We start from the raw sequence: 25,653 nt of genomic DNA on the forward strand, positions 1-25,653 counted from the left end.
TCAGAATGCGCAGGCGATCACCAGCTCCGGGGTGCGGTCGCGAAGCAGATCGAGCTTGCCGATCCGGCCGGCCGCCCGGAAGTCGCCGTCGATCAGCGCCAGCCGGTCCAGCATCTCGGCCGGGCCGAGCGCCTCGGCCAGCGGCACCTCGGTCCGCATCGACAGTTTCCGGTCCGACTTGGCCCGGCGGACCTGCCGCAGCGCCTCACCGGCCAGGTCGAGCAGCGCCGGATCGCTCTCCGGCGCCACCCGGGTCAGCTCGTACCTCGTGGGCCAGGTGGCCCGGTGCACCGAACCGTAGCGCCACCACGACCAGACCTCCTCGGTGACGTACGGCAGGAACGGCGCGAACAGGCGCAACAGCACCGACAGCCCGGCCGCCAGCGCCGCCCGGGCCGAGTCACCGCCCGGGCCCTCCGCATACGCCCGGTCCTTGACCAGCTCGATGTAGTCGTCGCAGAACGTCCAGAAGAACGTCTCGGTGGCCTGCAACGCGTCGGTGTGCTGGTACTCCTCGAACGCCGTCGTCGCCGTGACGACCACCTCGGCCAGCCGGCCCAGCACGGCCCGGTCCAGCGGCTCGGTGACCGGCCGGCGCAGCGCCGCGGCCGCGCCCAGCCCGAGCGCGAACCTCGACGCGTTCAGCAGCTTCGTCGCCAGCCGCCGCCCCACCTTCAGCTGCGCCGGCTCGAACGCCAGATCGGCGCCCGGCCGGCCGCTCGCCGCCCAGTGGCGGACCGCGTCCGACCCGAACTGTTCCAGCAGTTGAATCGGGGTCTCGACCTCGTTGCCCAGCGACTTCGAGATCTTCCTGTGGTCCGGGTCGAGGATCCAGCCGGACAGCACCGCCCGCCGCCACGGCAGGGTCCCGCCGAGCTGATCGGCCCGCAACACCGACGAGAACAGCCAGGTCCGGATGATCTCCTGACCTTGCGGGCGAAGATCCATCGGGTACGTGCGGGCGTGCAGGTCGTCGTCGGTGCTCCAGCCGGTGACGATCTGCGGCGACAGCGACGACGTGGCCCACGTGTCCATGACGTCCGGGTCGGCGGTGAACCCGCCCGGAACGTCCCGCTGCGCCTCGGTGAAACCGGGCGGACAGTCCGACGACGGGTCGACCGGCAGCGCCGCGTCGTCCGGGACCAGCAGCCGGCCGTAGTCGGGTTCGCCGTGCGCGTCCAGCTCGTACCAGACCGGGATGGGCACGCCGAAGAACCGCTGCCGGCTGATCAGCCAGTCCCCGGTCAGGCCGTTGACCCAATGCTCGTAGCGGTGCCGCATGCCGTCCGGCGTCCACCGCAGCTCCCGGCCCCGGGCCAGCAGCCGCTCCCGCAGCTGAGGGTCGCGGCCGCCGTTGCGGATGAACCACTGCCGGCTCGTGACGATCTCCAGCGGACGGTCGCCGCGTTCGTAGAACTTGACCGGATGCGTGACCGGGCGCGGCTCGCCGACCAGATCGCCGGACTCGCGCAGCAACCGGACCGTCTCGGCGCGCGCCGCCGCGACGGTCAGCCCGGCGAACCCCCGGTAGGCGGCGACCGGGACACCGTCCGGGGCGTCCGGCAGGAACCGGCCGTCACGGCCCAGCACGACCCGCGTGGGCAGGTCCAGGTCACGCCACCACGTGACGTCGGCCAGGTCGCCGAACGTGCAGACCATCGCTATGCCCGTACCCTTGGCGGGGTCGGCGAGCGGGTGGGCACGGACCGGGACCTCGACGTCGAAGAACGGGGTCCGGACCGAGGTGAGACCCGCGAAGCGGGAATCGTCCGGATGACGCACCAGGGCGACACACGCCGGCAGCAGCTCCGGCCGGGTGGTGTCGATCTCGACCGGCCCGTCCGGGCCGTGGAAACGCAACGTGTGGTACGCCCCCGGCCGCTTCCGATCCTCCAGTTCCGCCTGCGCGACAGCCGTGCGGAAGCCGACGTCCCACAACGTCGGCGCCTCCGCCGTGTACGCCTGACCGGCCGCCAGATTCGCCAGGAACGCCCGCTGCGAGACGGCCCGGGCGGTCGCGCCGATGGTCGTGTACGTCAGCCCCCAGTCGACGGACAGGCCGAGCCGCCGCCACAGCGCCTCGAACCCCTTCTCGTCCTCGACGGTCAGCCGGCCGCACAGCTCGACGAAGTTACGCCGGGAGATCCGCTCCTCGCCGGCACCCGGCGACGGCTCCCAGTCCGGGTCGTAGGGCAGCGACGGATCGCACCGGACCTGGAACAGGTTCTGCACCCGCCGCTCGGTCGGCAGCCCGTTGTCGTCGAACCCCATCGGATAGAAGACGGTCTTGCCGCGCATCCGCTGGAACCGCGCGACCGTGTCGGTGTGCGTGTACGAGAAGACGTGCCCGACGTGCAACGAGCCCGATACGGTAGGCGGAGGTGTGTCGATCGCATACACGTCGGCCCGCTCCTTGGAACGGTCGAACGCGTATGTGCCCTCCTCCTGCCAGCGCGGCGCCCACTTCTCCTCGAGCCCGTCCAACGACGGCCGCTCGGGGGGACCGTGACGCCCGGTTCCCGTATCAGTCATGCCGGTCAGCGTAGGGCCACCCGGCCGGACCGGCGAGCCGTTTTGACCGTGTCGCTACCCGGCGCTCCGCAGTGGACCGCGGCTGACGGGACCGTTCCGGCGATGTGCGATGTGGAATCACCTGATTACTGTGGGCCGGGCCGGGTCAGCGCCCCGGAGAGATGCCGAGGATCCGGGTGACGCACACCGCACAGGAGACACTGCAGCCGCTCTACCTGCTCTGCGACGCGTCCGTGCGCATGCGCGAGGAGGACCTGGCCGCCGTCAACCTGCTCCTCGGCCACCTCGCCGACGAGATCACCGGCGATCCGCTGCTGGCCTGGGCGGTCCGCTGGGGCATCGAGCTGTACGACAACGCCGACCACACCACCACCCTGATGCAGCTGCAGCAGGTCGATCTGGTCTCGCGCATCCCGCAGATGGTCACCACCATCGAGGAGCCGACCCTGGCCGCCGCTCTGCGCGCCCTGCGCCGCCGGATCACCGGCGACATCGACCTGCTGGAGGCCGACGCCGCCGAGGTGCGGCCGCCGATCGTGGTGGTGGCGACCTCCGGGCACTCCCTGGACGGCGCCGGCGACCGGGCCGCCGAGTTGGCCGCCCTGCTCGAGTGGACGCCGATGGTGCTGCTGGTGAGCCTGCCCGGCGCCGACGGCACCATCGCCGAGGACCTGGCCGCCGAGCACACCGACGTCGACGCCACGGTGATCTCGTCGCTGGCCGACGTGCCGGACGTGGCCCACTGGATCGCCCGCGGCGCCCACCAGTCCGCCGAGCACGGCCTCACCCGCCTCCGTTACGCCCAATGGGTCGTCGCCGAACGCGACGCCGGCGCGTTCCGCCACGTGGCTGAACCCGGCGCCGGCGTGTTCCACCGCTTCGCCGAACCCGGTGGGCGGCCGGCCGCCGACCTGATCGACCTCGTCGCGGTCCGGGCCGCCCCCGGCGGCGACGAACTGGCGGAACGACTGCTGTGGCCGTACCGGGTGGTCGTCGGCGACGATCCGGCCACCGCCGTCGGTCTGCTGCTGCCGCGGCCGCCGGACCGGTTCGCCGCGGGCCGGATGACCGCGCGGGGACCGGAGCCGCTGTCCGGCCCGGACACGCCGGACGCCTCCGACGGGGTGCTGCGCGCCCGGCTCTGCGCCGCCCTCGCCGCCGCGATGGCCGCCGCACACGCCGTCGGCGCCGTGCTCGGCGAGGCGGCCCTCGAATCGGCGGCGTACACCACCGGCACCGACCCCGAGGTGCTGATCACCGACTGCACCGGCGCGCGGCTCGGAACCGACCGGTCGGCCGACCTGTTCTGGCTCGGCCGGTTCGTCGACCACTGCGTCTTCGCGTTCCTCGACACCGATGGGCAGGCCCTGCTGCGGCGAGCCCGCTCCAACGTCGCCGACCGGCTGCCGTCCGCCACCGAGTGGAGCGACTACCTCGACCACCGGGCGACCGTCCTGCAGGGACCACCGGTCATCGAACAGGTCCAGGTCAGCCCGGTGATCGTGCCGGACGGCTCGCCGGTGACCGTGCGCTGGCGCGGCCGCTACATCGACCGGCTGGAGATCACCGGACCGGACGGGGCCGTCGTCGTCGCCACCGGCCGCGACCAGGGCCAGGTCCAGGTCGTCATGACCCGGCCCGGAGCGGTCCGGCTGCGGGCCGCGAACCGGGTCGGCGGACACCGGGCCGACACCGCGCACGTGCACGTCTTCCGGCTGCCCCGGATCACCGAGGTGCGGCTTCCCGGCAGCCCACTGGACGCGCGCGACCCGCGCACCGACCAGTGGGCCGACATGCTCGCCCACTACAGCCGGCACATGCTGCCCGACATACCTCCGGTGCCGGTGCCCGCGGAACCACCCGCCGCACTGTCACTGACCCGATTCCCGATCGACGTCGCACGCTTCTTCGGCGAGCGGCCCGGCCGGCCCCGGCGCAGGTGGCCGAGATTGAGGAGACCATGGGCTTGAAAAGGACCCTCGCCGGATTCGCGGGCGGACAGGCGAAGGTGCTCGGGGTCACACCGGGCGACGAACTGCGGTACGCGGCCATGGGCGGTGTCATCGTCTCCACCGCCCTGGTGGCGGCCGCGTCCGCCGCCATGGCCGTCCACATGGCACTCGGCACCGGGGTGCTCGCCGCCGTACTCATCGGTCTGGCCTGGGGTTTGATCATCTTCAACCTGGACCGGCTGCTCGTCGTGCAGATGACCCGGCAGGGCAGCAGGCGGCTCACCCTCATGATGGCGATCCCCCGGCTCCTGCTCGCCCTCGTGCTCGGCGCCGTCATCTCCACCCCGGTCGTGCTGAAGATCTTCGAAGCCGAGATCAGGACCCAGCTCACCGTCATGCACGCCCGGCAGGTCGCCGAATACAACCGGCAGACCGCGCAGAACCCCGACTACGCGAGCATCCCCGAACTCGAGAAGACCATCGCCGCCGACGAACAGGTCGCCGCCGGCGGCGCGGGCATCAACATCGAGAAGGACCCGGCCGTCGTCGACGCCCGCAAACAGTACGACGCGGCCCAGAAAGCGTTCCTCAAAGCCCAGGCCGACGTGGTCTGCGAGAAAGAGGGCACCTGCGGATCCGGCGCGGCGGGCGCCGGCATCGCCTACCGGGAGAAAGTCGCCATCCAGAAGGAAGCCCGCGAAACCCGCAACGAGGCCTCCACCCGGCTCACCGCCGCCCGCACCGCCGCCCGCGCCGCCCTCAGCACCGCCCAGACCAGCGCCGCCGACGCCGCCCGCACCCGCCTCACCGAGAACCGGGAACGCCTCACCGAACTCCGCGCCCGGCTCGAAGCCGACAAAGCGGCACATGCGGCGGCGTCCAAGGAGGACACCGGCCTGCTCGCCCGCCTCGAAGCGCTCGAGGAGATCGCCGGTGACCGGCCCACCCTGCAGACCGCGCACTTCATGCTGTTCCTGCTCTTCCTCGCCCTCGAACTGCTGCCGGTGCTGATGAAGACGCTGCAGGTCCTCGGGCCGGAGACCGACTACGAGAAGGTCGCCCGAGAGAACGGCGACCACCTGCGACGACTCGACCGGGAACGCCGCGACCACGAACTGCGCACCGAACAGGACCGGCTGCGCCGCGCCTCCGAAGCGGCGATCGCCGGCAACCAGGTGATCGTCGACACCCAGACCGAGGTGATGGGCCGGGTCCTGGAGACATGGCGGCAGCGGACCCTCGAACAGGCCGAAGAGGACCTGCGCCACTGGGTCCGCGACTCCGGGCCGGTCAGCCCGCCCGGCTACTCCGGGGCACACCAACCCAACAGCGTTCCGGGGCAGCGGACCCCATAGTCACGGACGGACCCGGGAACCACTCCGCACCCAGCCCTGCCCCTCGACCCACACCCACTGGCCGACCCGGTGACCGTTCGCCAACAGCGCCGACGGCTTCTCCGCCGTGGCCGGACGCGGCGACGGCGTCCTCGACCCCGGCATGCGGTGCTGCAGCGCGTCATACCAGTCGCGCATCGTCGGCCGCTGTTTCGCGTCACCGGAGAAACTCGCGTCCAGCAGATCGGCGGCGGTGTCACCGATCCCCGCCTTCAGAATGCCGCGCGCCCGCGCCGGATCCAGGCTCACCGCCCCGCCCCGGCCGTTACTGAGAATCCGCACCGTCATCAGGGCGAACTTGTACACATCCGTGGCCGTCGTCTGAATCGCCCACCGGCTGCGCAGCCGGTCCAGCGTCTCCACCGGCGCCGCCGGCGACGACCGGGAGGCCCGCTGCAACTCCGCGCTCGCCAGCCGCGCCTCCGGCGGCAGCCAATTCGGCGTGTGCGGCTGCATCCCGAAAACCGCCCGGTTGCCCCTGATCCGGGCACTGTCGACATCCACCACCATGATGCTCGGGCGGGCCGGATCCGGGTCGTAGATGATGTTGCGGCCGGAGATGTCGCCGACCACCACGTTCTGCTTGTGCATCATCCCGTACGCCGCGGCGATCGCCCGGATCAGCCGGATCCGCGCCAGCAGATCGACCCGCGGCAGACCCTTGCGCGCCGACGTCACATCGTCGCCGAACAACGTCTCCACCTCACGCGGCTTCCGGTTCACCCCACCGGCCCGCTTGGTGAACTCCTGGAAATACCGCTCCGGGATCAACCGCATGATCACCCCGTCGGCGGCGCCGGAATCGTCGACCACCACCGACACCGGCCAGATGATCCGCGCGTCCCACGCCTCCCGCTGCTCCTCCGGCAGCCGCTCCCGGAACCGCACGAAATTCGACAGTCCCGTGCCCAGTGACGGGCCCGCGCCCCGCTTCGTCGCCTCGTTGTACTTCTTGTAGACGAACCGCTCGTCGCCCAGCCCCGGCAGCCGCAACTCCGGCGCCAGATAGACGGTCGCCGTGCCGCCCCGGGCCAGCTCGTCCAGACGGCCGAGCCGGCCCGGCGTCAACTCCAGCGGAGCGGTCATCTCGCGCTCCGGACCGGGCCCGGCCACACCACCACGGCGGTACGGTCGTCGGTGAACGTCTTCCGGTAGAACGCCAGATGCTGCGCGAACGCCAGCAGATCCGGAGGAGTGCGCCACCGCGTGCCGAGAAACCGGCTCACCGCTCCCCGGGCCGCCCCCAGCGGATCACCGAGCCCGTCCGTCATCATGATCAACGGCTGGCCCGGCTCCAGATAGAACGGCTTCGCATGCACCTCGGTGTCGGCCGGCAGCGCCTTCACCGCACTGGAGAAGATCGCCTCACCCTCGTTCTTGATCATCGTGAGCGGCACCCAGTGCCCGTCCTGCACCACGAACGCCGCCGAATCACCCGCCACATTCGCCAACATCGCCCGGAACGTGCCGTTCGGCGACGGCTCCGTCGCCACCACGAACGCCAGCGCCGTCCCCGACATGATCAGCCGGGCCTGCGCGAACGGCACCGGATCACCCGGCTCCACCGCCGGCGGCCCACCCCGCTTCTGCGCCGACTTCTCCAGGTACGGCCGGGCCAGCTCACACACCGCGGCATTCGCCGACCGCACCGCGTCCGCCCAGCGGATGCTCCCGATCTCCTCCGGCCAGCGACCACTGTCCGCCGACGGCGGCGACGCGATCAGATGATCCACCAGGGCGCGGCTGATCCGCTCACAGATCGCCGCCGCCGCCTCGTGCGAACGCGTCCCCTGCGACACGCCATCCGAGATGCACCCCACCAGCCAGGCCTGGTCACGGGTGAAATGCACCGCGTACGCGTCCTGCCGCGGCTCACCCCGCTCCTGATGGCTGATCCCGCGCACCGATGCCGCACGGTACGAGATCGAGCCGATCTCCGCGCCGTCGATCACCGTGTCCGGCGGCGGATTACGGAACCTGTGCGGCACCCGCGACCGCACCGCCGGCTGGTTCCCGGCGTCACCGACCACCCAGCGGTCGTTCGGATGCCGCTCCCACGGGCCGGCCTGCTCCTCACCGTCCCCGGCCGGCCCCGAAGCGGCCGCCGCATCCCACTCCGGCTCCTCGGGGGCGACCGCCTCCGCGTACCCCCGCGAGTCTCGCTCCTGATGTCGCCGGATCTCGTCGAAGGCGCGCGGGTCGTGCTCGTGATGCCCGGAATCCGGAACCCGGTCCGGCCGGTGCCCGTCGACGGGGTGCGGCTCCGACGTCTCGGCCACCTCGAACGGATCCTGCGGCGGGCCGGGAAAGGTGTACCGCTCGTCCTCGTCCGGATCGTCGTAGCGGTCCACCTCATGGCGGCGCGACACATACACCTGCCCCCGCGCCGGTGGCAGGTGAGACGGCGCCAGCGCCTCCAACTCGGGAAACTCCCGGCCCGGCGAGTCGCTCTCCGGCCGGTTCGCCGGAACGTGCGGCGGGAACTCGACCCTCGTCGGCTCGGGTTGCTGCGGCTTCTTCCCCATCACCATGCCGATCCGTCGCCCCGCGCTAGATCCAGTCGTCCAGGTCGTCGTCGTCCGGAGGCACGAACCCGCCCGCCGTGCCCGCATCGTTCACCGACGTCGCCGACGCCACGATGCTGCTGATCAGCACCTCGGCGACCTGCTTGATCGCCGTCGCCGCGTCACCGGCACCGTTGTAGACATAGCTGCGCATCGCCTTGTTGCTCTCCGCGGGTTTCGGCGACACCCACGGATCCAGCACCGCCTTCGACAGCGACGGCGACACCCCGAACGGAATGATGTTGGGACGGCCCCGGAAACCCGGATCGGTCAGATCACTGAACGCCGCCTGCACATCCGTCATGTCGTCGGTCGGAGCGCCGTCGGTGATGAAGAAGACCGCCGGGCGGTAGACCTTGTAGCCGTCGCTCTTCAACTGCGCCAGATCATGCTCGATGTCCTTACGGAGCTGGCGGAAAGCCGCCGCATACGACGTGCCGCCGCGGGCCGTGAAACTCGGGATGCTCTCCACATCCCGCAGATCGCCGAGCGGAAGAACCGTCCGCGCGTCATCGGCGAAGTCGAGCGCCCCGAACCGCACGATGTCACCGAGCGTCGGGCTCTCCTCGATCGTGTCGATGACCTCCGGCAGAATCCGGTTCACCGCGTCCAGGGGCGTGCCGTCCATCGAATACGAGACGTCGACCAGGAGATAGAACGCCAGAGCCAGAACCCTGTCGTCGTTTGCTTGTCGCGAGTCGGCCATATCCGCTCCTGCGCTGCTAGGTCAGGAATTGTGCTGGCAAAGTCGGGGATCCCGCCCCACGATGAAGATCAATTGCGGCGACGTTGTGCGTGAGCCTATCGAGGCCCGGCCACCCGAAACCAGATTCGCCCCTCCAAGACGGACGCCGAACCCGCGAAATCACCGATTCGGTTGCCGCCGCCCGGACAATCGTCCACAAGCTTCAAGGGAACGAGCCGTTGCGGCGCACATGATCGAGCATCGCCCGGACCCCCAACCGCCGGGACGCCGCCCGGGCAGCCCGGAAACCGTCCCCATACACCGGCCCCGGATCCTCCGCGATCCGGCGCCGCTCCACCGCGGCCAGCGGGCCCGGCTGATCACGCAACCACGCGTAAGCCAGCAACTGACAGAGACCCTCCGCCACCGGCGGCGGCAACACCCCGAAACCCTGCTGCGCCAGATAGGCGTGCATCACCTCGTGCGCCACCGTCGAACCGAACTGGACCAACGGAAGATCCCGCACCACCATCAGATCCAGCACCCGGGTGCCCATCGAAACCGTCAAACCCAGCGCGTCCGCACCCTCCGGATGATGGGCGCGCAACTCGCCGCGCGACACCAGGCGCACCCGCACCGGAGTCGTCGTCCGGATCGACAACGCCCGGATCCGCCTCGCGATCGGCGGCAGCACCCGCTTCACCCCCGCCTGATCCCGCACCGCCGTCGCCGCGCACCGGCCACACAACGCCATCTCCAGGCCCAGCCGCGGATCCGACGGCATGCCACAACACCGACACGAACGCTCGCCCTGATGCCGGGCGCAGAACGTCTCCCCCGTCGACGCCCGGTAGAACGTCCGCGTCATCGGCCGCCCACAAACCGAACAAACGTGCACCACCCTCGACGGCAGACGACAGGCGGCGAGCCACTCCGCGAACCCCATGACACCTCCGCGCGGCGGTCATATGCAGTGTGCCCGCCCCGCGCCGGCGCCTCAATCGCCCGACTCGTGCCTCAACAGCCACTCCTTCACCCCCAGACCCCACCGGTAGCCGCCCAGCGAACCGTCCGTCCGCAACACCCGATGGCATGGCGTGAACAACGCGGCCGGATTACGGGCACACGCCGCCGCGGCCGCCCGCACCGCCGCCGGACGGCCCGACAACCCGGCGAAAGCCGTATAGGTCACCGGTGCGCCCGGCTTGATGCCCCGCATCACCCGCCAGGCATGCCGCATGAACTCGCCGGCCGTGTGCTGCTCCACCGGCACCGCGTCGATCGCCGTCAGATCACCGTCGAGATAGGCCAGCACCGGCTCGTCGACCACCGTCCGGTCGACCGCCCGCACCGGCTCCAGCAGAACCGGATGCACCAGGCTCATCAACTCGCGCACCTCGGTCGTGAAACCGGCCGCGCGCACCGCCCCGGCCCGGCTCACCACCACGGTGAACGGGCCGACCGGAGTGTCCATCGTCGAATAATCCAACATCGTCTTCTCCTCACGAGGGGGCCACCAGCGTGGCTCGAATTTCCGGGGCACGGGCGGAGAACCGCCACGCCTGTGGACGACCGCGGCGTCCGGAACGCCGATGTGGACAACGCCGCGCCGGGACTCGGGAGCGGGTAATGTCCGGCTCAGGCGGCGCGCCAAAGCCGCACCAGCGCGTAGGAACGCCAGGGACGCCAGCGTTCCGCGTGTTCGGCCAAGGCCCTGGCCGTGTCCGGAAGACCCAGCGCCGTGGCGCCACGGCGGGCGGCCAGATCGGTCGGCAGGAAGACGTCGGGGTCGCCGATCGCGCGCATGGCGATGTAACCGGCGGTCCACGGTCCGATGCCCGGCAGTTCGGTCAGGCGGGCGGTCGTCTCGGCTCGGTCGGCGCCCGGGTCCAGGTCGAGTTTGCCGTCGGCAACCGCCTGGGCCACGGCGCGGATGGTGTCGCGGCGGCCGGCCGGCATGCCGAAGGCGTCGTCGGGCAGGTCGGCGACGGTGTGCGCGGCCGGGAAGCCGGTCAGGCGGCCGGGCGTGGTGGCGGTTTGGGGGATGGGGGCGGGTTCCCCCGAAGCAGCGGGTTCTCCCGACCCCGCCGCGGCCCGCAACATCCGCCCCAACGTCGTCCGAGCTCCCGCCACACTCACCTGCTGCCCCACCACAGCCCGAACGGCCATCTCGAACCCGTCCACAGCCCGCGGCACCCGAACCCCCGGCTCCGCCGCCACCACCTCACGCAGCCCAGGATCGGCCCCCAGTATCCCGTCCACGGCCACCGGATCAGCGTCGAGATCGAACAACCGCCGGCACCGTGCGACCGCCGGCGCCAGGTCCCGAACGTCTTCGAGCCGGACGGTTGCGTGCACCCATCGCGCTCCCGGCCGCAGCGCGACCTCCGCGCCGCCGTGCGGCAGGTTCAGCCCTCTCCGGTACGTCTGCCCGTCCACTTCGTCCACGCCGGGAAGGGTCCGGGCGGCGAAGAACGACAGCAGCGACCCGGCGTGCAGTGGCGTCCGGTAGGCGAGCCGCAGGTTGACCACTCCCGCTTCGCCGCGTTCTTTCGGCCGCCGTTCGCGCAGTTGGCTGGGCGCCTGCGCGTACACCTCGAGCATCGTGTCGTTGAACTGCCGTACGCTGCCGAATCCGGCGGCGAACGCGATCTCGGCGAGTCCCAGGTCGGTGGTCTCGACGAGGATCCGCGCGGTCTGGGCGCGTTGTGCCCGGGCGAGGGCGAGGGGCCCGGCGCCGAGTTCGGCGGTGAGCATCCGGTGGAGGTGCCGTTCGGTGTAGCCGAGCCGGCTGGCGAGTCCGGGTACGCCTTCCCGGTCGACGACGCCGTCGCCGATGAGCCGCATGGCCCGTCCGACGGTGTCGGCGCGGCTGTCCCATTCGGGTGAGCCGGGTGCGGCGTCGGGCCGGCATCGGCGGCAGGCCCGGTAGCCGCCGCGCTGGGCGGCTGCGGCGCTGGGATAGAAGGTGACGTTCTCCCGTTTGGGTGTGACGGCCGGGCAGGACGGCCGGCAGTAGATGCCGGTGGTGCGGACGGCCGTGTAGAAGCATCCGTCGAACCGCTGGTCGCGGCTGTCGACGGCCCGGTAGCAGCGTTCGAAGTCCAGCTCCATGCCGTCGAGTCTGCCTTCGCGCGGGGCGGTGTGGCTGGCGGGATTCGGACATGGCCGTGCCGGTCGATGCCGGGTCACGAGAGGGCCGCCGATCACTGTTCTGTCAACCGTGGTTGACGAGCCGCGGCTGTGTCAACTACGGTTGACAGTATGAAGGCGATGGCGGCAAGGACGGACATCCGGTGGCGAGCCCTCGGTGGCGGCCCCAAGGTCGTGCTCCTGCACGGCGGCATGCAGACCTCGGCGAACTTCACGAAACTGGCCCGCGCTCTCGCACCCGACTTCACCGTCTACGTCCCGGACCGGCGCGGGCGCGGCCTGAGCGGTCCGGCCGCCCCCGGCCACGGCCTCCGTGCCGAGATCGACGACCTGGCGGCGCTGCTCGACGAGACCGGGGCACGCAACGTGTTCGGCCTCAGCTCCGGCGCGGTGATCGCGCTGCGAGCGGCCATGGAGCTGCCGATCGACCGGCTCGCGCTCTACGAGCCACCGCTCAAGCACGGCGACCACGACCCGGTCGCCTGGCTGCCGAGGTTCGAGAAGGAGCTGTTCCGCGGCAGACGGGCCGCCGCGTTCGTCACCGTCGCCAAAGGCACAGGCGATTTTCGGTACGCGCCCCGCGCCGCCCTGATCCCGATGGCCGGCCTGGCCCTTCGCACCGGTCAGGGCCGCCGGATCGGCGACCTGATCCCGACGATGCGCCTCGACGCCGCGGTCATCGAGGACGCGGCCGGCCCGTTGAGCACGTATGCCACGGTCACCGCGGAGACGCTGCTGCTCGGTGGCGAGCGCTCCCCGGCGTACCTCACCGGGGTGTTGAACGGGCTGGAGCCGGTCCTGCCGCGAGTGCGGCGGGTGACCTTGACCGGCGTCGGTCATGTCGCCGCCGACGACAGCGGCCGCCCGGCGCTGGTCGCGGCCGAACTGCGGAAGTTCTTCCGTTGAGCACTGCGTAGACTGGCGTTCCGTGAGCCTCACCATCGGAATCGTCGGCCTGCCCAACGTCGGCAAGAGCACCCTGTTCAACGCCCTGACCAAGAACGACGTGCTCGCCGCGAACTACCCGTTCGCCACGATCGAGCCCAACGTCGGCGTGGTGGGCCTGCCCGACGAGCGGCTCGGGAAGCTGGCCGAGCTGTTCGGCAGCGAGAAGATCCTGCCGGCGCCGGTGAGCTTCGTCGACATCGCCGGCCTGGTGCGGGGCGCGTCGAAGGGCCAGGGCCGGGGCAACGCGTTCCTTGCGAACATCCGTGACGCGTCGGCGATCTGCCAGGTGGTGCGGGCCTTCTCCGACCCGAACGTGCTGCACGTCGACGGCAAGGTGTCGCCCGCCGACGACATCGAGACGATCAACACCGAGCTGATCCTGGCCGACCTGCAGACGGTCGAGAAGGCGCTGCCCCGCCTGCAGAAGGAGGCCAAGCTCAAGAAGGAGAAGGCCGCCGCGGTGGCCGCAGCCGAGGCCGCGTTCAAGCTGCTCAACGACGGGGTCACCCTCTACCAGGGGGCCGGCGCCGCCGGCATCGACCTGGACCTGCTGGGCGAGCTGCACCTGCTCACCACCAAACCCTTCCTGTACGTGTTCAACGTCGACGAGGCCGAGCTGGGCAACGAGGCGTTCCTGGACGAGCTGCGCGCCCTGGTCGCCCCGGCCGAGGCGGTCTTCATGGACGCGAAGATCGAGTCCGAGCTGATCGAGCTGGACGAGGACGAGGCCTTGGAACTGCTGCAGTCGACCGGCCAGTCCGAGCCCGGCCTGAACCGGCTGATCCGCGTCGGTTTCGACACCCTGGGCCTGCAGACCTACCTGACGGCCGGCCCGAAGGAGGCCCGCGCCTGGACGATCCCGGTCGGCGCGACCGCCCCCGAGGCCGCCGGTGTCATCCACTCGGACTTCCAGCGCGGCTTCATCAAGGCCGAGATCGTCAGCTTCGACGACCTGATGGCCGCCGGCTCGATGTCCGCGGCCAAGGCGGCCGGCAAGGTCCGCATGGAGGGCAAGGACTACATCATGAAGGACGGCGACGTCGTCGAATTCAGATTTAATGTCTGATTCCGGTCCAGCGTCTGCCGTGTAGCCCGGCCAGTCGTAGCCGCGCAGATCGTGGCAGGTTTCCTACTCGTTTGACACACTGGGGTGATGAGCGAAGGTGTGTACCGCATCGGTGAAGGGCCGGCGACACGGGTGAGCTTGTCGCTGCCTGAAGGGACGGCCGAGGCGATCCGGGCACGGGTGGGCAAGCGGGAATTCTCTGCGTTCATTGCCGGGGCAGTCGAGCGGGAGTTGCGCGGACAAGTGCTCGACGAGTACCTGGCCGACTACGAGAGCCGCAAGGGGCCGGTCTCCGACGAGGCTCGCCAGCGGGCGCGGCAGGTCTTCGACGAGGTGTTCGCCGAGGAGGGCGAGTGGCCCGCCGCAAGCTGATCCACGAGGGAACGCTGGTCCTCGACAGCGAAGGGCTCTCGAAGTTGCTCTCCGACGACGAGCAGGTCGTGGCAATGACCGCCGAGGCGCGCTCGCGCGGCATGGAGGTGGTGATCAGCGCGCTCACCATCATCGAGGCTGTCCATGCCCGTACCCATAAGGCTCGCCTGAATTGGGTTCTCTCCGGGTTGCGAGTGATTCCGATTGGCGACGAGGAAGCAAGGGCGGCGTCGAAGCTGCTGATGGACGCTGGTCTACATGGGCATAGGTACGCGATTGATGCGGCAGTCGCCGAGGCTGCGTTGCGTCAGCAACGCCCTGTGGTCATGTTGACTTCCGACGTCGACGACATGGTGAAGCTCTGCGGCGGCCGGGTTCGGCTTGTGGCGGTGTGAGTTCCCTCTACTGCCTCGCTGGTCGAGCACAGCGTGATGTTGTTCGGCGGCGGAATCTGGTCGAGTTCCGCTTCAACGTCTGATTCGCCCGGCGCCCCGCTCTCCGATCAGGGACGGCGGGGCACGAGGCCGTCCAGGTCGATGTCGATGTCGAACGGAACCGGGCAACGGAGCGCGCCCCGATGGATCCCGGTGGCGACGTAGGCTCTGGTCGGTCCGTCCAGTTCGTAGGCTTGCACGACCGGCAACCCTTCCTCGTCCTCGATCCGCCAGTAGTGCGGGATCCCGGCTTCCGCGTATTTGCGAAGCTTGACCGTGCGGTCCCGGTGCGCGGACTCCGGAGAGACGACTTCGACGACCAGTCGCACCACGTCCGGAATGAAGTAGGTTCTGCCGGGGTCGTAGGCGGCTGTGGTCACCACGACATCCGGCTCCGGCCGATTGCGCTCGTCGAGCCGAATCGTCATCTCCTGATCGACCTCGACGCCTGCCGGCGCCTGTGCCGCAAGCGCGTGCTTGAGGGCGGACACGGCCCGGCTGTGCCAGGCCCGTTGCGGGGACATCATGAAGACGAGCGCTCCGTCGAGGAGCTCGGTGTGGCGGGGAGCCTCGGGAAGGCGGTCCAGGTCCTCTGCGAACCAGCCTTCCGCCCGTGGCGGGCGCATCCAGTCCGGCAGGGCTGTCATGGGACTAGCGTAGCGAATCGGGAAGGGTCGGGGCTTGTTTGCAGCGGGCCGTGAGGCTGGTGCCCTCGAAGGCGGTCGAGCATCGGTAACACCTTGGTATGGTCGATTGATGGCGAGGACGAAGAAGGTCACGATCACGCTGCCGGTGGAGCTGCTCGAAAGCATCAAGGCCCATACCGACAACGTCTCGGGCTACTTGACCGAGCTGGCCGAGCGGGCTGAGCGGCGCAGGCTCCTGCGGGAGGAACTGGACCGCTACCAGGAGGAGTTCGGGGCGTTCACCGACGAGGAGATGTCCGGGGCCCGGGAGCTTCTGCATGGCCCCGAGAGGGCGGAGCGTGCGGCGTGAGCCTCGAGTCGCTCGTGCTCGACTCGCAAGGCATGTCGGGGTGGATCGACCGAGATCGCAAAGTGATGCGCTTGCTGGAACAGGCGGAGCGTGACGGGGTCGACCTCGCCATCTCGGCCGCCACGATCAGCGAGGTGTCCCATTCCGGTGTGGACGTCGCGCGGTTGAGTTGGCTGCTGTCCCGCATTCGGGTCGAGGCGGTGACCAAGGAGAGCGCCCGGCGCAGTGCGGGGCTGCTGAAGGCGGCGAGACTGCACGGTCACAAGTACGCCATCGACGCCATGGTCGCCGAGGTGGCGTTGCGACTCCCGGCGCCGGTCGCGATCCTGACCTCCGACGTCGACGACATGGTCAAGCTGTGCGGTTCGAGGATCCGCGCCATCCCGTTGTAGGCCGTCCGGGGTGAACAAGGAAAGGCGACCGGCGCTCAAGCCCGGCGCGGGCCCCGCGGCCCGGACCAGGATGAGGTCGCTGTCTTCCGCGGTGGGTGCGGCGTCACGCGCACCGGATCAGGGTTCTCAGCGGAGCGCGGGGAAGATCGTGCCCGCCAGTGCCCCGGCCACCACCTGGGCGGGTGTGTGCGCGGTGAGCCGCACCCGCGCCCAGCAGCCGAGCATCACCAGTGGGACGCCGAGGAGGGTGACCGGGCCGTGGACCGCGGTGAGCGCGGCGACCGTGCCGGCGTGGATGGACATCTTCCACCAATGGGTGACCAGGGCGAAGACGTCGGGGCCGGTGCCGCCTGCGGTGAGCAGGGCGAGGACTTCGCGTGGGGCGCCGAGCGCGAGCATCAGCAGCAGGACCGCCACCAGCGACTGAGCAACCCGCAGAACGTCACCGGTTACCCGGCGAGCCGGCATCGTGCCGTGGTCGTCCAGATCGCCCAGGGAGATGCCGGCCCTGCGGATTGCCTGCTCCACCAAACCCGTCTGCCGGCCGTGAGCAACCGCTCCGCCTCCGTCTACCCGACGGGCTGCTCTATGCGCACGGTTTCAGGTCCGTGGAGGGACAGATCGTCAACTGGATGTTGTAGGTGTTGCGATAGGTCCAGCCCGCGGTGCGGTACGTGACGGTGATCCCGGAGACGGTGGCCGCGCGCGGCGGAGCCTGGAGTTCGAACAGCACTTCGACACTCTCGGACTCGGCGTGCGGGGAGATGACGAACCCCGCCACCGCGTGTTTCGGCGGGATCTTCCAGTCGGAGGGCAGCGGCATCGGGTGGACGGCGACTGCACCGGTTCCGAGTAGGGCGACACGATCGGTGTCCCACAGATACGGCTCCGTTGCCAGAGCGATCCCACCCGGGTTGTCGGCGATCTCGACACTCTCCAGGACCATGCTGTGAGCGGTGTCGTTGTGCAACAGCAACGACCCCCAGAGCACGCGGGTGTCGTCGGCTTCCAACTGGGTTTTCACGATCTCGTCATGGGCGCCCATCAAAGGCCCTTCCCACAACAGGTGTCCGGATGCGTTGAGGGCGTACCACGTACCCCCGGCCGCCAGGACGACTGCCGCGACCGCGGCAGCGATGACGGCGCGGCCGCGCGTCACCGCCGTGATCTTGCTGGTCACGCCGTTTCCCTGGTCGTGGGGACCCGGCACGATCGGCTCTCCGGCCGGGGCTGGCGTTGTCTGCGTCAACGTCGGCCGCCGGTTTCCGCCGCATCCTCGGGAGACAGCGTGAGGATGGCCGCGCACACGGCGGTGACAGCCGCGGCGGTCGAGCGGCGGGTGACGGCGGTGGATCTCAAGGGCACGGGTTCCTTCGGACACCAGCGGCGGGGCGTTCACCCCGGAGGATCAGCGAATAGGTGATCATGATTTCGGTGGAGGGTTCTGCCTTGCCAGTGCCGGATGCGGCGGGCCCCGAGTGCCGGTGTCCCCTACCGTTGGGGTTCGTCGACGTGTAAGCCTGGCGTGGGAGCTCCTTCGACGGCGGGTTCGCGGCGCGCGTACCGGGAAGTGGTTTTCAGCGGAGCGCCGGGAAGATCGTGCCCGCGATGATCGCGCCCGCCAGAGCCCCGGCCACCACCTGGGCGGGTGTGTGCGCGGTGAGCCGCACCCGCGCCCAGCAGCCGAGCAGCACCAGCGGGACGCCGAGGAGGGCGACCGGGCCGTAGACCGCGGTGAGCGCGGCGACCGTGCCGGAGGCCACGCCGGCGTGGATGGACATCTTCCACCAGTGGGTGACCAGGGCGAACACGGCGAGGCCGGTGCCGCCCGCGGTGAGCAGGGCGAGGACTTCGCGTGGGGCGCCGAGCGCGAGCATCAGCAGCAGGCCGGCCACCAGGGAGGCGGTGCCGAACAGCAGCGGGATCCGCCGGGCGGCGCGTTCCGGGATGTGGTGGTTGGTGAGCCGGCCTTTGCGTACGCCGTGCAGCACGTAGCCGAGCGGGATCACCGCGGCGAACAGTGCTCCGGGCAGGCCCCACCAGCGGGAGACTCCGGGGGTGTTCCCGGCGTGCCAGCCGACGGTCAGCAGGAGGGCGGCCACCAGGACCGCGGGGGCCAGCACCTCGGAGACGACGGCGGCGAGCCGGTCCAGAACGTCCCGGCGGTCTTCGGTGGCAGCGTTGAGCACGGCCCCATCATCGCAACCGCGACCGGGTGCGGTGGTGGCACGAAACGCTCATGTGTCGGTGGCCATCGCCTGGAAGGCGGCCGCGAGTCTTTTCAGGTCGAGTTCGCCGAGGTGGTCGAAGATGTGGCGGCGGACGCTGGCCAGATGTGTCGGCCAGGCCTCCCGGAGCCGGGCCAGTCCTTTCTCGGTGAGGACGGCGTTGGCGCCGCGCGCGTCCTCCTGGCAGCGGATCCGGCGCAGGTAGCCGAGCGATTCGAGTTTCGCGGCGAGCCGGGTCATCCCGCTCAGTGACATGTCGCACGCGGTGGCCAGTTCGCTCATCCGCAGCAGTTGGCCGGGCGTTTCGGAGAGGTGGCGCAACACCGCGTACTCACTGGCGGACATGCGCTGCTCGCGGACCAGGTCGGCGTCCAGCGCGCGCGGCATGACCAGCAGGAACCGGCCGAGTGCCCGCATCACTGCCTCCTCGTCCGGGCTGAGCGGTACGGGGCCTGCGTCGGGCATGGATCCGATGTTACGTGCGGGGTGCGAACCGATTTTGCGCCTCGCCGGGGCAACGCGTGAACCGGGTGGCGGGCTGCGCGGGTCCCCATTTCGGGTGACAGGGAAAGAACTTGCCTGCGGCGCTGAGAAAGTAACAATGCTTTGGTGCAAAACCAGACAACTAGTGACTCTTGGCAGCATCTGCTCGAAATGCCACGAAAGTCTTGGTGGGCCCGGCTGCCGTTCGGTGTCCGGATGACCGCCGGCGTGGGCGCGCTCTTCGTGCTCGTCGGCGGCGGAGCGGCGGGGATCGCCACGATGACCACCCCGGACGGTACGCCGCCCGCGGCAACCGAGGCGGCCACCGAACCCGACCCGGGCGCCGCCCGGCTGGAGGAGGACCCGGAGGTGGTCAGCCGTGCCGCGGCCGCCGCCCAGCCGCTGCCCAAACGCCACCCCCACACCCCGGTGCCGGCCCCCACCACGGTGCGGCCGGCCACCACCGACCAGCTGAGCCGGGCCCGGGTCGCCGACGAGCGCGCCGACCGGACCGGGCCGCGGCCCGCGCGGCGTCCCGGCGGGCGCGCCGCCCGGGACCGCCGGGAACCGGCCGCCGGACCGGTCGTCACGACCCGCACCGACGTCGAGACCCGGGCCATCCCGTTCCAGACGAAGGTGGTCCGCGACCAGGACCTGCCCCGCGGCGCCCGGTACGTGCAGTCGCCCGGCGCGCCCGGTGAGGAGACCGTCCGGTACCTGGTCACCCTCACCGACGGCAGGCAGACCGCCCGCCGGCTGCTCGGCACGACCGTCACCCGCAAGCCGGAGAACCGGGTCGTGGTGTTCGGCGCCCGCCGCAAGTCGGCCCTGGACCCGGCGTGCGAGCAGGCGCTGAGCATCTGCGTGCCGCTGGGGCGTACCGCGGTGTGCCCGCCGGAGGCCGCCGGCGACCCGGGTGTGCCCCCGTCGCCGGGAACCGTCGTGACCGAGGAGGACCTGCTGGCGGCGGGTGAGGAACTGCTCGACGGCGTACGGCTGGAACCCGCCTCCCTGTGCTGACCGTCGCTGGGCGATGATCGGGGACATGGGACTGACCGACGCCCGTCTGACCGAGCTCGCCGAGCGGCTGGTCACCGTGCCCGGCGTGGTCGGGGTGGTGCTCGGCGGCAGCCGGGCCCGCGGCACGCACACCCCCGACTCGGACACCGACCTGGGCGTCTACTACCGGGCGCCGCTGGACACCGCCCGGCTCGGGGAGCTGGCCACGGCGGTGGCCGGGCCGGGCGCCAGGGTCACCGGGGCCGGCGAGTGGGGCCCGTGGGTGGACGGCGGCGGCTGGCTGACCGTCGACGGCGGCCCGGTGGACTGGATCTACCGGGACGTCGACCGGGTCCGCGGCTGCTGGTCCGACGCCGAGCGCGGCCGGTACTCGTTCCACGTCCAGGCCGGCCATCCGCTCGGCGTGGCCGACTTCTCGTACCCCGGCGAACTGGCCCTGAGCCGCGTGCTCGCCGATCCCTCCGGTGAGCTGGCCGATCTCCGGGCGGGGATGCTGGTCTATCCGAGGCCGCTGGCCGAGGCGCTGGTGGCCGGGCTGTGGGAGGCCGACTTCCTGGTGGGGCTGGCCCGCAAGGCGGTGTCCCGCGGTGACAGCGCGTATGTCGCGGGATGCCTGTTCCGGATGGCCGGGGTGCTGGCGCACGGGCTGCACGGCGCGGCCGGCCGGTGGCTGATCAACGAGAAGGGTGCGGTCGCCGCGGCGGCCGCCCTGCCCGGCGCGCCGCCGCGGTTCAAGGCCCGGACGGACGCCGTGTTCGCCGCGGTCGACGGCGATCCGGTGCGTTTGAGCGCCGCGATCGACCTGGCCGCCGATCTCGTCCTGGAGACCACCGACGCGTGCGCGATGATGTTGCGGTGACCGCCGGCGCGTGCGCGATGATGTTGCGGTGACCGTCGGCGTCCCCACCGTCCTTGCCACGTCGGCGACGGCTACGCCACCGACGACGGCGCGGGGCTGATCTTCCGGGGCACGTCACTGTCCGAGGCGGTCGCCGATCGGGAGGGGCCTTCGGCGTACGAGCTGAAGCGCGCCGCCGACGGAGGTGTTCTCGAGACTCCGCTGCCTACCCGTGTGCTACCTGGATACGCTGATACGGCATCCGCAACCCGGAGGTGACCGGCTCCGTTGTGACTTCGGAGTCCATCCGTTTGTGTGAGGAGAACCATGTCCGGCAAGGGCGGCGAAGGCGGTAGCTGACAGTCGGTGGGTTTCGCCCCGGTCAATGCAGAGCGACCGTGGCGAGACCCACCAGCACCGCCGAGAGCAGTAGCGCCACCGCGAAGACGGCGTTGTGGCCGAGCAGGATCGCATGCCGGCGCGGTTGGCCGCCCTCGCCGCCGTTCACCGCCGGGGCCGGGCCCGGGTCGTGGCCGAACAATTCGGCTCGGTGTCTCCGGGTCGACGGCTTCGGCAGATGGGTGAGCACCGGTGATCGCCTCCGGGGGGGGTCGAGGATCGAACGGTGTTACTCGATCGATTGTGGTGACTCCCGGTAGCATGCGGCGGGCCGGATTCGGCGAGCAATGGTTACCCGTGGGTAATCGCCGCGGGTGGGCCGGTCTGGCATGACGGTTCCCCTGATCGGTCAATGGACATCGGGCGAACAGGCGTCCCAGCCCGTGGTCATTCACTCCTTATGAGGATTTGTCGGTAACAGGTGTTTCGCCATCATTGGGGCGATGCCGGAGACACCGTCGACGTATCAAACACTGTTCAGGGGCACCCTGAACGTCTCGGTCGTGCTCATCGGTCTGGCATCGGGTGTCGCGCAGCTCGTCGAGATACCCACCCGGATCGGCCAGTGGGCGCTCACCGCGATATCCCTGGCCTGCCTGCTCTACTTCGTGGTCCGGCTGTGGCAGCTCGCCTTCGTGGTCCGGATCCGCGACCTGAAGGAGTCCCTTCAGGGGACCACCACCCAACTCGCCCTGCAGCAGGCCGGCCACCAGCACTACCTGGACGCCATCCAGCGGATCAGCGACCGGGAGAAGCCGCTCTGGTCGGAGACCCTCGAGGTGCTCGTCACCATCGGCGCCGACGACGACAGCGACCTGATCGTGGAGAAGCGGGTCACCACCCCGGAGCCGCTGGTCACCAACCGGACCATGCGGCCGATCGTGCCCACCGACACCGACGCGCTGGCCCGCCTCGACGGGATCTCGTTCAAGACGCTGCGGCCGGTCGGCGGTTCCATCACCGTGCTGCCCCTGGAACAGGCCCGGCTGCTGCGGGTCTGGCTCATCTTCGACCCGGCGATGACCACGCCGACCGAGTGGCAGGTCGAGTACCAGCCGCGGGGACTGTGGCGGCCACTGCGCGAACGCGGCTGGGACCAACTGATCTGGGAGGACCGGCTGCCCACCGCGAGCGGCACCCCGTCCGCCTTCACCCGCTTCCAGGTGACCTTCAGCTTCCCGGACAGCGACCAGCCGCCCAGCGTCAAGGAACGACAGGGGTACGGCCGGATGAGCGAACCCGAGCGGGACGTCCGCGGCCGCTGGGAGGTCGTGTGGCGGGACGAGAAACCCGCCGGCCGCCGCTACGTCTGGGACCTCACGCAGGCGGTCGGCGGGTCCTGAAAGCCTCTCAGGAGGTGTGCGACAGGATCAGGTTGTGCACGTGGTGCGCCTTGTCGGAGCCACGGAACTCGATCTCGTACACGTGGGTGCCGACCGTGATGCCGATCGTGCCGGACGAGAAGAACTGGCCCGCCCAGCTCTTGTTGCTGATCACGCTGACGCTGCTCACCTTGGAGTACGGGATGCTGGTGATCGCGAAACGCTTCCCGACGAAGGACTTGTCCTGGACGATGATCCGCCGGTTGGTGAGGCCGATGAACCCGGTCCCGGCGCCGATCGCGTCATAGACCGCGATGATCTGCTCGCCGTCCAGCAGACCGCTCTGGATCTGCTCGAGCTGGCCCTTGTTGTCGTATGCCACGTCAGTCATGCGGCGCAGCGTAGTCCGCCCGTTCTACGGCCTTCCGACCACGGTGCGATAGAAATCCTCGATCCGGGCCGCGAGGGTCACCTCACCGTGGGTGATGGTTGAACCGTCCTGAGGGCCCAGGCAGATCTCTGTGTGACCGTTCGTCCGACGGATGGTGGGCCGAATGTGCAGAGTGTCCGCCGCCACCTTGATGCGCTCGGTCAACGCCGCGTGCTGGCTGTCGTCACAAGCCAGATCACGGCGAAGCTGCACCCCGTCGCGGGTCCAGCCACTCAGCAGCTCAAGTGCGTCGTTGAGATAATCCGCGCCGGAGTCCCGGCGTCTTCTGGCCCGCACTGCCGCACCCCCCTAAGCGTCGTTGCCGGCTTGTGGCCGAACTGTCGCCGTGTCGTCATGGTCGGTGCCCCACAGTTTCGTCCGTCGGGACACTGGTGTCCACGCCCACATATACGTGTTTGCGTGACGATCGGGGCACCAGCGGGCAACCTGAACGATGAACTTTTGTGCGATCTTTGATCGTATGCGGCCCGAACAATACGTCAAGCCCACACCCTCACCCAGGGTGATTGTGGCGGCTGTGATCATCACCGCCGGCCGGGTGCTCGCGTGCGAGCGCGGCTCCCCGCCGGAAGCGGCTGGGCGGTGGGAGTTCCCCGGCGGCAAGGTCGAACCGGGCGAGACCGAGCGGCAGGCCCTGGCCCGGGAGTGCGCCGAGGAGCTCGGCGTACGGGTGGAGGTCGGCGACCGGGTCGGCCCGGACGTGCCACTGGCCCACGGCCGGGCCGTGCTCCGCGTCTACGCCGTCACCCTGCTCGGTGGCGACGTCCCGGAGGCGCTGGAGCACCGCTCCATGCGCTGGCTGACCGTGGACCAGTTGGACAGCGTCCCGTGGCTGCCCGCCGACGTGCCGATCGTGGCGGAGCTGCCCGCACTGCTCGAACGTTAGGAGTACTGCTTGCGCAGCTCCCGCTTGAGCACCTTCATGCTGGGGCCGAGAGGCAGCGACTCGGTGAACCGGACCTGCCGCGGGTACTTGTGCTTGCCGAGCCGCTCCTTCGACCACTCGATCAGCTCGTCCTCGGTGAGGCCCTGGTCCTCGCGCACCACGACCGCGCAGATCTCCTCACCGAGGGTCTCGTCGGCCACGCCGATCACCGCGACCTGCTGGATCGACGGGTGCCGGGCCAGGACCTCCTCCACCTCACGCGGGTAGACGTTGAAGCCGCCCCGGATGATCAGGTCCTTGGTACGGTCGACGATGCTGATGAAGCCGTTCTCGTCCCGCACACCCAGGTCCCCGGTGCGGAACCAGCCCTCGACGAGCGCCTCGGCGGTCGCCTCCGGCCGGTTCAGGTAGCCGGCGAAGACGTTGTGGCCGCGGATCACGATCTCGCCCAGCTCGCCGTCCGGCAGGAACTCGATCCGTTCCGGCACCTCCGGACGGGCGATCTCCACCTCGACACCCCAGATCGGGTGCCCGACCGTACCGGGCTTCGCCCCGAACAGCGGCTGGTTGGTGGTCGCCGTCGGGGAGGTCTCGCTCAGCCCGTACCCCTCCCAGATCGTCGAGCCGAAGGCTCCGGCGAATTTCTCCAGGACCGCGACCGGCAGCGAGGCGCCACCGGAGACGCAGAGCTTGAGCCGCGGCAGCCGGTCCGCCTTCGCCGCCGCCTCCAGCAGGCCGATGTACATCGTCGGCACGCCGTGGAAGATCGTCACGTTCTCCTTGAGCATCAGCTCGATCGCCGCCTCGCCGGTGAACCGGGGCAGCAGCACGAGCGTCCCGCCGAGCCGGAACGTCGCGTTCATCCCGACCGTCTGGCCGAACGTGTGGAACAGCGGCAGACAGCCGAGCACCACGTCGTCGCCGGTCAGCGGGTGCACGTCGAACACGTTCACGGCCGCGTTCATCACCAGGTTGAGGTGGGTGAGCATGGCGCCCTTGGGCTTGCCCGTGGTGCCGCTGGTGTAGAGGATCACCGCGACGTCCTCGGCCTCGCGGGTCACGTAGGTCCGCAGCGGCTCCAGCCCGGCCGAGATCTCCTCCAGCCGCGGCGGGTACTGCGGCAGATCGGCCGGCAGCGGGCCGACGTTGACCAGCTTCGTGCCGGCCGCGGCCGCCGCCGGAGCACCCGCCGCCAGGAACGCGGAGTGCGTGACCAGCAGCTTCGCGCCGCTGTCGGTCAGCACGTAGCCGACCTCCTCGGCGTTGAGCAGCAGCGAGACCGGAACGATCCGGGCGCCCACCGCCAGCGCGGCGTAGTAGACGCGGGGGAAGTCGCCCACGTTCGGAATCATGATCGCGACCGTGTCGCCCGGGCCGACGCCCAACTCGCGCAGGCCCGCCGCGTACGCCCGGGTCTGCGCCCAGAGCTCCCGATAGGTGATGCGCTCACCGCCGGCGTCGACGATCGCCACCTTCTCGGGGTACCGGCGCGCGGCCTCGGCCAGAACCGTGGCGAGGGAAAGCGTCGTCATGCTGAT

At 70.3% G+C, this 25,653-nt stretch carries 28 protein-coding genes; 12 read left to right on the top strand and 16 right to left on the bottom strand.

Features of this window, described 5'->3' with window-relative positions; genetic code table 11:
- A complete protein-coding gene (gene valS, locus AB0I88_RS12625) occupies positions 1-2,532 on the bottom strand; it encodes a valine--tRNA ligase (protein ID WP_361022004.1) in 2,532 nt (843 codons plus the stop codon).
- A 176-nt stretch (positions 2,533-2,708) separates the two neighbouring features.
- Between valS and AB0I88_RS12630 the strand changes: the two genes are divergently transcribed.
- Both AB0I88_RS12630 and AB0I88_RS12635 read left to right on the top strand, forming a co-directional pair.
- Positions 2,709-4,502, top strand: coding sequence for a hypothetical protein (locus AB0I88_RS12630; protein WP_361022007.1), 1,794 nt, complete (start codon positions 2,709-2,711; stop codon positions 4,500-4,502).
- Entirely contained in the window at positions 4,493-5,839 is a 1,347-nt protein-coding gene (locus tag AB0I88_RS12635) for a DUF4407 domain-containing protein (protein ID WP_361022010.1), read from the top strand. The genes AB0I88_RS12630 and AB0I88_RS12635 overlap by 10 nt, the downstream gene beginning before the upstream one ends.
- Here the strand turns inward: AB0I88_RS12635 and AB0I88_RS12640 are convergent, their stop codons facing one another.
- The 6 genes from AB0I88_RS12640 to AB0I88_RS12665 all read right to left on the bottom strand — a co-directional run bounded on the left by AB0I88_RS12640 (position 5,840) and on the right by AB0I88_RS12665 (position 12,241).
- Positions 5,840-6,964 carry a hypothetical protein gene (locus tag AB0I88_RS12640; protein WP_361022013.1) on the bottom strand — a complete coding sequence of 375 codons (1,125 nt, stop codon included), beginning with the start codon at positions 6,962-6,964 and terminating at the stop codon, positions 5,840-5,842.
- Positions 6,961-8,409: a protein phosphatase 2C domain-containing protein gene (locus tag AB0I88_RS12645; protein ID WP_361022016.1), complete on the bottom strand. Its 1,449-nt coding sequence runs from the start codon at positions 8,407-8,409 to the stop codon at positions 6,961-6,963. The genes AB0I88_RS12640 and AB0I88_RS12645 overlap by 4 nt, the downstream gene beginning before the upstream one ends.
- A gap of 19 nt (positions 8,410-8,428) precedes the next feature.
- On the bottom strand, positions 8,429-9,148 hold the full coding sequence (locus AB0I88_RS12650; RefSeq protein ID WP_361022019.1) for a VWA domain-containing protein: 720 nt from the start codon (positions 9,146-9,148) through the stop codon (positions 8,429-8,431).
- 202 nt (positions 9,149-9,350) lie between these two features.
- Positions 9,351-9,911 carry a protein DA1 gene (locus AB0I88_RS12655; protein WP_361022022.1) on the bottom strand — a complete coding sequence of 187 codons (561 nt, stop codon included), beginning with the start codon at positions 9,909-9,911 and terminating at the stop codon, positions 9,351-9,353.
- A 213-nt stretch (positions 9,912-10,124) separates the two neighbouring features.
- Positions 10,125-10,619: a methylated-DNA--[protein]-cysteine S-methyltransferase gene (locus AB0I88_RS12660; protein ID WP_361022025.1), complete on the bottom strand. Its 495-nt coding sequence runs from the start codon at positions 10,617-10,619 to the stop codon at positions 10,125-10,127.
- Between the two features lie 146 nt (positions 10,620-10,765).
- Complete coding sequence (locus AB0I88_RS12665; RefSeq protein ID WP_361022028.1) at positions 10,766-12,241, bottom strand: AlkA N-terminal domain-containing protein; 1,476 nt, start codon at positions 12,239-12,241, stop codon at positions 10,766-10,768.
- Between the two features lie 159 nt (positions 12,242-12,400).
- Here AB0I88_RS12665 and AB0I88_RS12670 point away from each other — a divergent pair, with 159 nt between their 5' ends.
- The 4 genes from AB0I88_RS12670 to AB0I88_RS12685 all read left to right on the top strand — a co-directional run bounded on the left by AB0I88_RS12670 (position 12,401) and on the right by AB0I88_RS12685 (position 15,061).
- A complete protein-coding gene (locus tag AB0I88_RS12670; protein ID WP_361022032.1) occupies positions 12,401-13,186 on the top strand; it encodes an alpha/beta fold hydrolase in 786 nt (261 codons plus the stop codon).
- A 22-nt stretch (positions 13,187-13,208) separates the two neighbouring features.
- A complete protein-coding gene (gene ychF, locus AB0I88_RS12675; protein WP_361022036.1) occupies positions 13,209-14,294 on the top strand; it encodes a redox-regulated ATPase YchF in 1,086 nt (361 codons plus the stop codon).
- Positions 14,295-14,381: 87 nt separating this feature from the next.
- The gene (locus AB0I88_RS12680) at positions 14,382-14,666 is read left to right on the top strand and encodes a hypothetical protein (RefSeq protein ID WP_361022039.1); all 285 of its coding nucleotides are present in this window, start codon (positions 14,382-14,384) and stop codon (positions 14,664-14,666) included.
- Complete coding sequence (locus tag AB0I88_RS12685; RefSeq protein WP_361022042.1) at positions 14,648-15,061, top strand: hypothetical protein; 414 nt, start codon at positions 14,648-14,650, stop codon at positions 15,059-15,061. The genes AB0I88_RS12680 and AB0I88_RS12685 overlap by 19 nt, the downstream gene beginning before the upstream one ends.
- 107 nt (positions 15,062-15,168) lie before the next feature.
- Here the strand turns inward: AB0I88_RS12685 and AB0I88_RS12690 are convergent, their stop codons facing one another.
- Positions 15,169-15,747, bottom strand: a complete 579-nt coding sequence (locus AB0I88_RS12690; protein WP_361022045.1) for a Uma2 family endonuclease — start codon at positions 15,745-15,747, stop codon at positions 15,169-15,171.
- A gap of 109 nt (positions 15,748-15,856) precedes the next feature.
- Here AB0I88_RS12690 and AB0I88_RS12695 point away from each other — a divergent pair, with 109 nt between their 5' ends.
- Positions 15,857-16,096, top strand: coding sequence for a hypothetical protein (locus AB0I88_RS12695; RefSeq protein WP_361022048.1), 240 nt, complete (start codon positions 15,857-15,859; stop codon positions 16,094-16,096).
- The gene (locus tag AB0I88_RS12700) at positions 16,093-16,488 is read left to right on the top strand and encodes a PIN domain-containing protein (RefSeq protein WP_361022051.1); all 396 of its coding nucleotides are present in this window, start codon (positions 16,093-16,095) and stop codon (positions 16,486-16,488) included. Before AB0I88_RS12695 ends, AB0I88_RS12700 begins: the two co-directional genes overlap by 4 nt.
- A 126-nt stretch (positions 16,489-16,614) precedes the next feature.
- Here the strand turns inward: AB0I88_RS12700 and AB0I88_RS12705 are convergent, their stop codons facing one another.
- From AB0I88_RS12705 to AB0I88_RS12720, 4 genes are all read right to left on the bottom strand, one after another.
- Entirely contained in the window at positions 16,615-17,016 is a 402-nt protein-coding gene (locus AB0I88_RS12705; protein WP_361022054.1) for a hypothetical protein, read from the bottom strand.
- Positions 17,017-17,074: 58 nt separating this feature from the next.
- On the bottom strand, positions 17,075-17,668 hold the full coding sequence (locus AB0I88_RS12710) for a hypothetical protein (RefSeq protein WP_361022057.1): 594 nt from the start codon (positions 17,666-17,668) through the stop codon (positions 17,075-17,077).
- Between the two features lie 397 nt (positions 17,669-18,065).
- On the bottom strand, positions 18,066-18,677 hold the full coding sequence (locus AB0I88_RS12715) for a phosphoesterase PA-phosphatase (protein WP_361022060.1): 612 nt from the start codon (positions 18,675-18,677) through the stop codon (positions 18,066-18,068).
- A gap of 48 nt (positions 18,678-18,725) precedes the next feature.
- Positions 18,726-19,181 carry a MarR family transcriptional regulator gene (locus tag AB0I88_RS12720; RefSeq protein ID WP_361022063.1) on the bottom strand — a complete coding sequence of 152 codons (456 nt, stop codon included), beginning with the start codon at positions 19,179-19,181 and terminating at the stop codon, positions 18,726-18,728.
- Between the two features lie 189 nt (positions 19,182-19,370).
- Here AB0I88_RS12720 and AB0I88_RS12725 point away from each other — a divergent pair, with 189 nt between their 5' ends.
- Together AB0I88_RS12725 and AB0I88_RS12730 are read left to right on the top strand one after the other, a co-directional pair.
- The gene (locus AB0I88_RS12725) at positions 19,371-20,219 is read left to right on the top strand and encodes a G5 domain-containing protein (RefSeq protein WP_361022066.1); all 849 of its coding nucleotides are present in this window, start codon (positions 19,371-19,373) and stop codon (positions 20,217-20,219) included.
- Positions 20,220-20,244: 25 nt separating this feature from the next.
- Positions 20,245-21,078: a nucleotidyltransferase domain-containing protein gene (locus AB0I88_RS12730; protein ID WP_361022068.1), complete on the top strand. Its 834-nt coding sequence runs from the start codon at positions 20,245-20,247 to the stop codon at positions 21,076-21,078.
- Positions 21,079-21,439: 361 nt separating this feature from the next.
- On the opposite strand, the gene AB0I88_RS12735 is transcribed toward AB0I88_RS12730, so the two are convergent.
- The gene (locus AB0I88_RS12735) at positions 21,440-21,646 is read right to left on the bottom strand and encodes a hypothetical protein (protein ID WP_361022071.1); all 207 of its coding nucleotides are present in this window, start codon (positions 21,644-21,646) and stop codon (positions 21,440-21,442) included.
- 253 nt (positions 21,647-21,899) lie between these two features.
- Here AB0I88_RS12735 and AB0I88_RS12740 point away from each other — a divergent pair, with 253 nt between their 5' ends.
- On the top strand, positions 21,900-22,799 hold the full coding sequence (locus AB0I88_RS12740) for a hypothetical protein (protein ID WP_361022074.1): 900 nt from the start codon (positions 21,900-21,902) through the stop codon (positions 22,797-22,799).
- A gap of 7 nt (positions 22,800-22,806) precedes the next feature.
- On the opposite strand, the gene AB0I88_RS12745 is transcribed toward AB0I88_RS12740, so the two are convergent.
- Positions 22,807-23,169 carry a PH domain-containing protein gene (locus AB0I88_RS12745; protein ID WP_361022077.1) on the bottom strand — a complete coding sequence of 121 codons (363 nt, stop codon included), beginning with the start codon at positions 23,167-23,169 and terminating at the stop codon, positions 22,807-22,809.
- Positions 23,170-23,193: 24 nt separating this feature from the next.
- The gene (locus tag AB0I88_RS12750) at positions 23,194-23,505 is read right to left on the bottom strand and encodes a pterin dehydratase (RefSeq protein ID WP_361022080.1); all 312 of its coding nucleotides are present in this window, start codon (positions 23,503-23,505) and stop codon (positions 23,194-23,196) included.
- Positions 23,506-23,689: 184 nt separating this feature from the next.
- On the opposite strand from AB0I88_RS12750, the gene AB0I88_RS12755 reads away from it, so the two are divergent.
- Positions 23,690-24,115, top strand: coding sequence for a (deoxy)nucleoside triphosphate pyrophosphohydrolase (locus AB0I88_RS12755; RefSeq protein ID WP_361022082.1), 426 nt, complete (start codon positions 23,690-23,692; stop codon positions 24,113-24,115).
- Here the strand turns inward: AB0I88_RS12755 and AB0I88_RS12760 are convergent.
- Positions 24,112-25,647, bottom strand: coding sequence for a long-chain fatty acid--CoA ligase (locus AB0I88_RS12760; RefSeq protein ID WP_361022085.1), 1,536 nt, complete (start codon positions 25,645-25,647; stop codon positions 24,112-24,114). The genes AB0I88_RS12755 and AB0I88_RS12760 overlap by 4 nt on opposite strands.
- Positions 25,648-25,653: the final 6 nt, after the last annotated feature.

Source organism: Actinoplanes sp. NPDC049802 (assembly GCF_040656595.1).
GTDB lineage: Bacteria > Actinomycetota > Actinomycetes > Mycobacteriales > Micromonosporaceae > Actinoplanes.

Bases quoted from the DNA above. Each gene is read 5' to 3' on its own strand.
- AB0I88_RS12725 (WP_361022066.1), top strand. From the start codon at position 19,371: ATGCCACGAAAGTCTTGGTGGGCCCGGCTGCCGTTCGGTGTCCGGATG.
- AB0I88_RS12645 (WP_361022016.1), bottom strand. From the start codon at position 8,409: ATGGTGATGGGGAAGAAGCCGCAGCAACCCGAGCCGACGAGGGTCGAG.
- AB0I88_RS12665 (WP_361022028.1), bottom strand. From the start codon at position 12,241: ATGGAGCTGGACTTCGAACGCTGCTACCGGGCCGTCGACAGCCGCGAC.
- AB0I88_RS12660 (WP_361022025.1), bottom strand. From the start codon at position 10,619: ATGTTGGATTATTCGACGATGGACACTCCGGTCGGCCCGTTCACCGTG.
- AB0I88_RS12690 (WP_361022045.1), bottom strand. From the start codon at position 15,747: ATGACAGCCCTGCCGGACTGGATGCGCCCGCCACGGGCGGAAGGCTGG.
- AB0I88_RS12650 (WP_361022019.1), bottom strand. From the start codon at position 9,148: ATGGCCGACTCGCGACAAGCAAACGACGACAGGGTTCTGGCTCTGGCG.
- AB0I88_RS12740 (WP_361022074.1), top strand. From the start codon at position 21,900: ATGCCGGAGACACCGTCGACGTATCAAACACTGTTCAGGGGCACCCTG.
- AB0I88_RS12720 (WP_361022063.1), bottom strand. From the start codon at position 19,181: ATGCCCGACGCAGGCCCCGTACCGCTCAGCCCGGACGAGGAGGCAGTG.
- AB0I88_RS12755 (WP_361022082.1), top strand. From the start codon at position 23,690: ATGCGGCCCGAACAATACGTCAAGCCCACACCCTCACCCAGGGTGATT.
- AB0I88_RS12695 (WP_361022048.1), top strand. From the start codon at position 15,857: ATGGCGAGGACGAAGAAGGTCACGATCACGCTGCCGGTGGAGCTGCTC.
- AB0I88_RS12680 (WP_361022039.1), top strand. From the start codon at position 14,382: ATGAGCGAAGGTGTGTACCGCATCGGTGAAGGGCCGGCGACACGGGTG.
- AB0I88_RS12640 (WP_361022013.1), bottom strand. From the start codon at position 6,964: ATGACCGCTCCGCTGGAGTTGACGCCGGGCCGGCTCGGCCGTCTGGAC.
- AB0I88_RS12635 (WP_361022010.1), top strand. From the start codon at position 4,493: ATGGGCTTGAAAAGGACCCTCGCCGGATTCGCGGGCGGACAGGCGAAG.
- valS (WP_361022004.1), bottom strand. From the start codon at position 2,532: ATGACTGATACGGGAACCGGGCGTCACGGTCCCCCCGAGCGGCCGTCG.
- AB0I88_RS12745 (WP_361022077.1), bottom strand. From the start codon at position 23,169: ATGACTGACGTGGCATACGACAACAAGGGCCAGCTCGAGCAGATCCAG.
- AB0I88_RS12670 (WP_361022032.1), top strand. From the start codon at position 12,401: ATGGCGGCAAGGACGGACATCCGGTGGCGAGCCCTCGGTGGCGGCCCC.
- AB0I88_RS12655 (WP_361022022.1), bottom strand. From the start codon at position 9,911: ATGCCGTCGGATCCGCGGCTGGGCCTGGAGATGGCGTTGTGTGGCCGG.
- AB0I88_RS12760 (WP_361022085.1), bottom strand. From the start codon at position 25,647: ATGACGACGCTTTCCCTCGCCACGGTTCTGGCCGAGGCCGCGCGCCGG.
- AB0I88_RS12730 (WP_361022068.1), top strand. From the start codon at position 20,245: ATGGGACTGACCGACGCCCGTCTGACCGAGCTCGCCGAGCGGCTGGTC.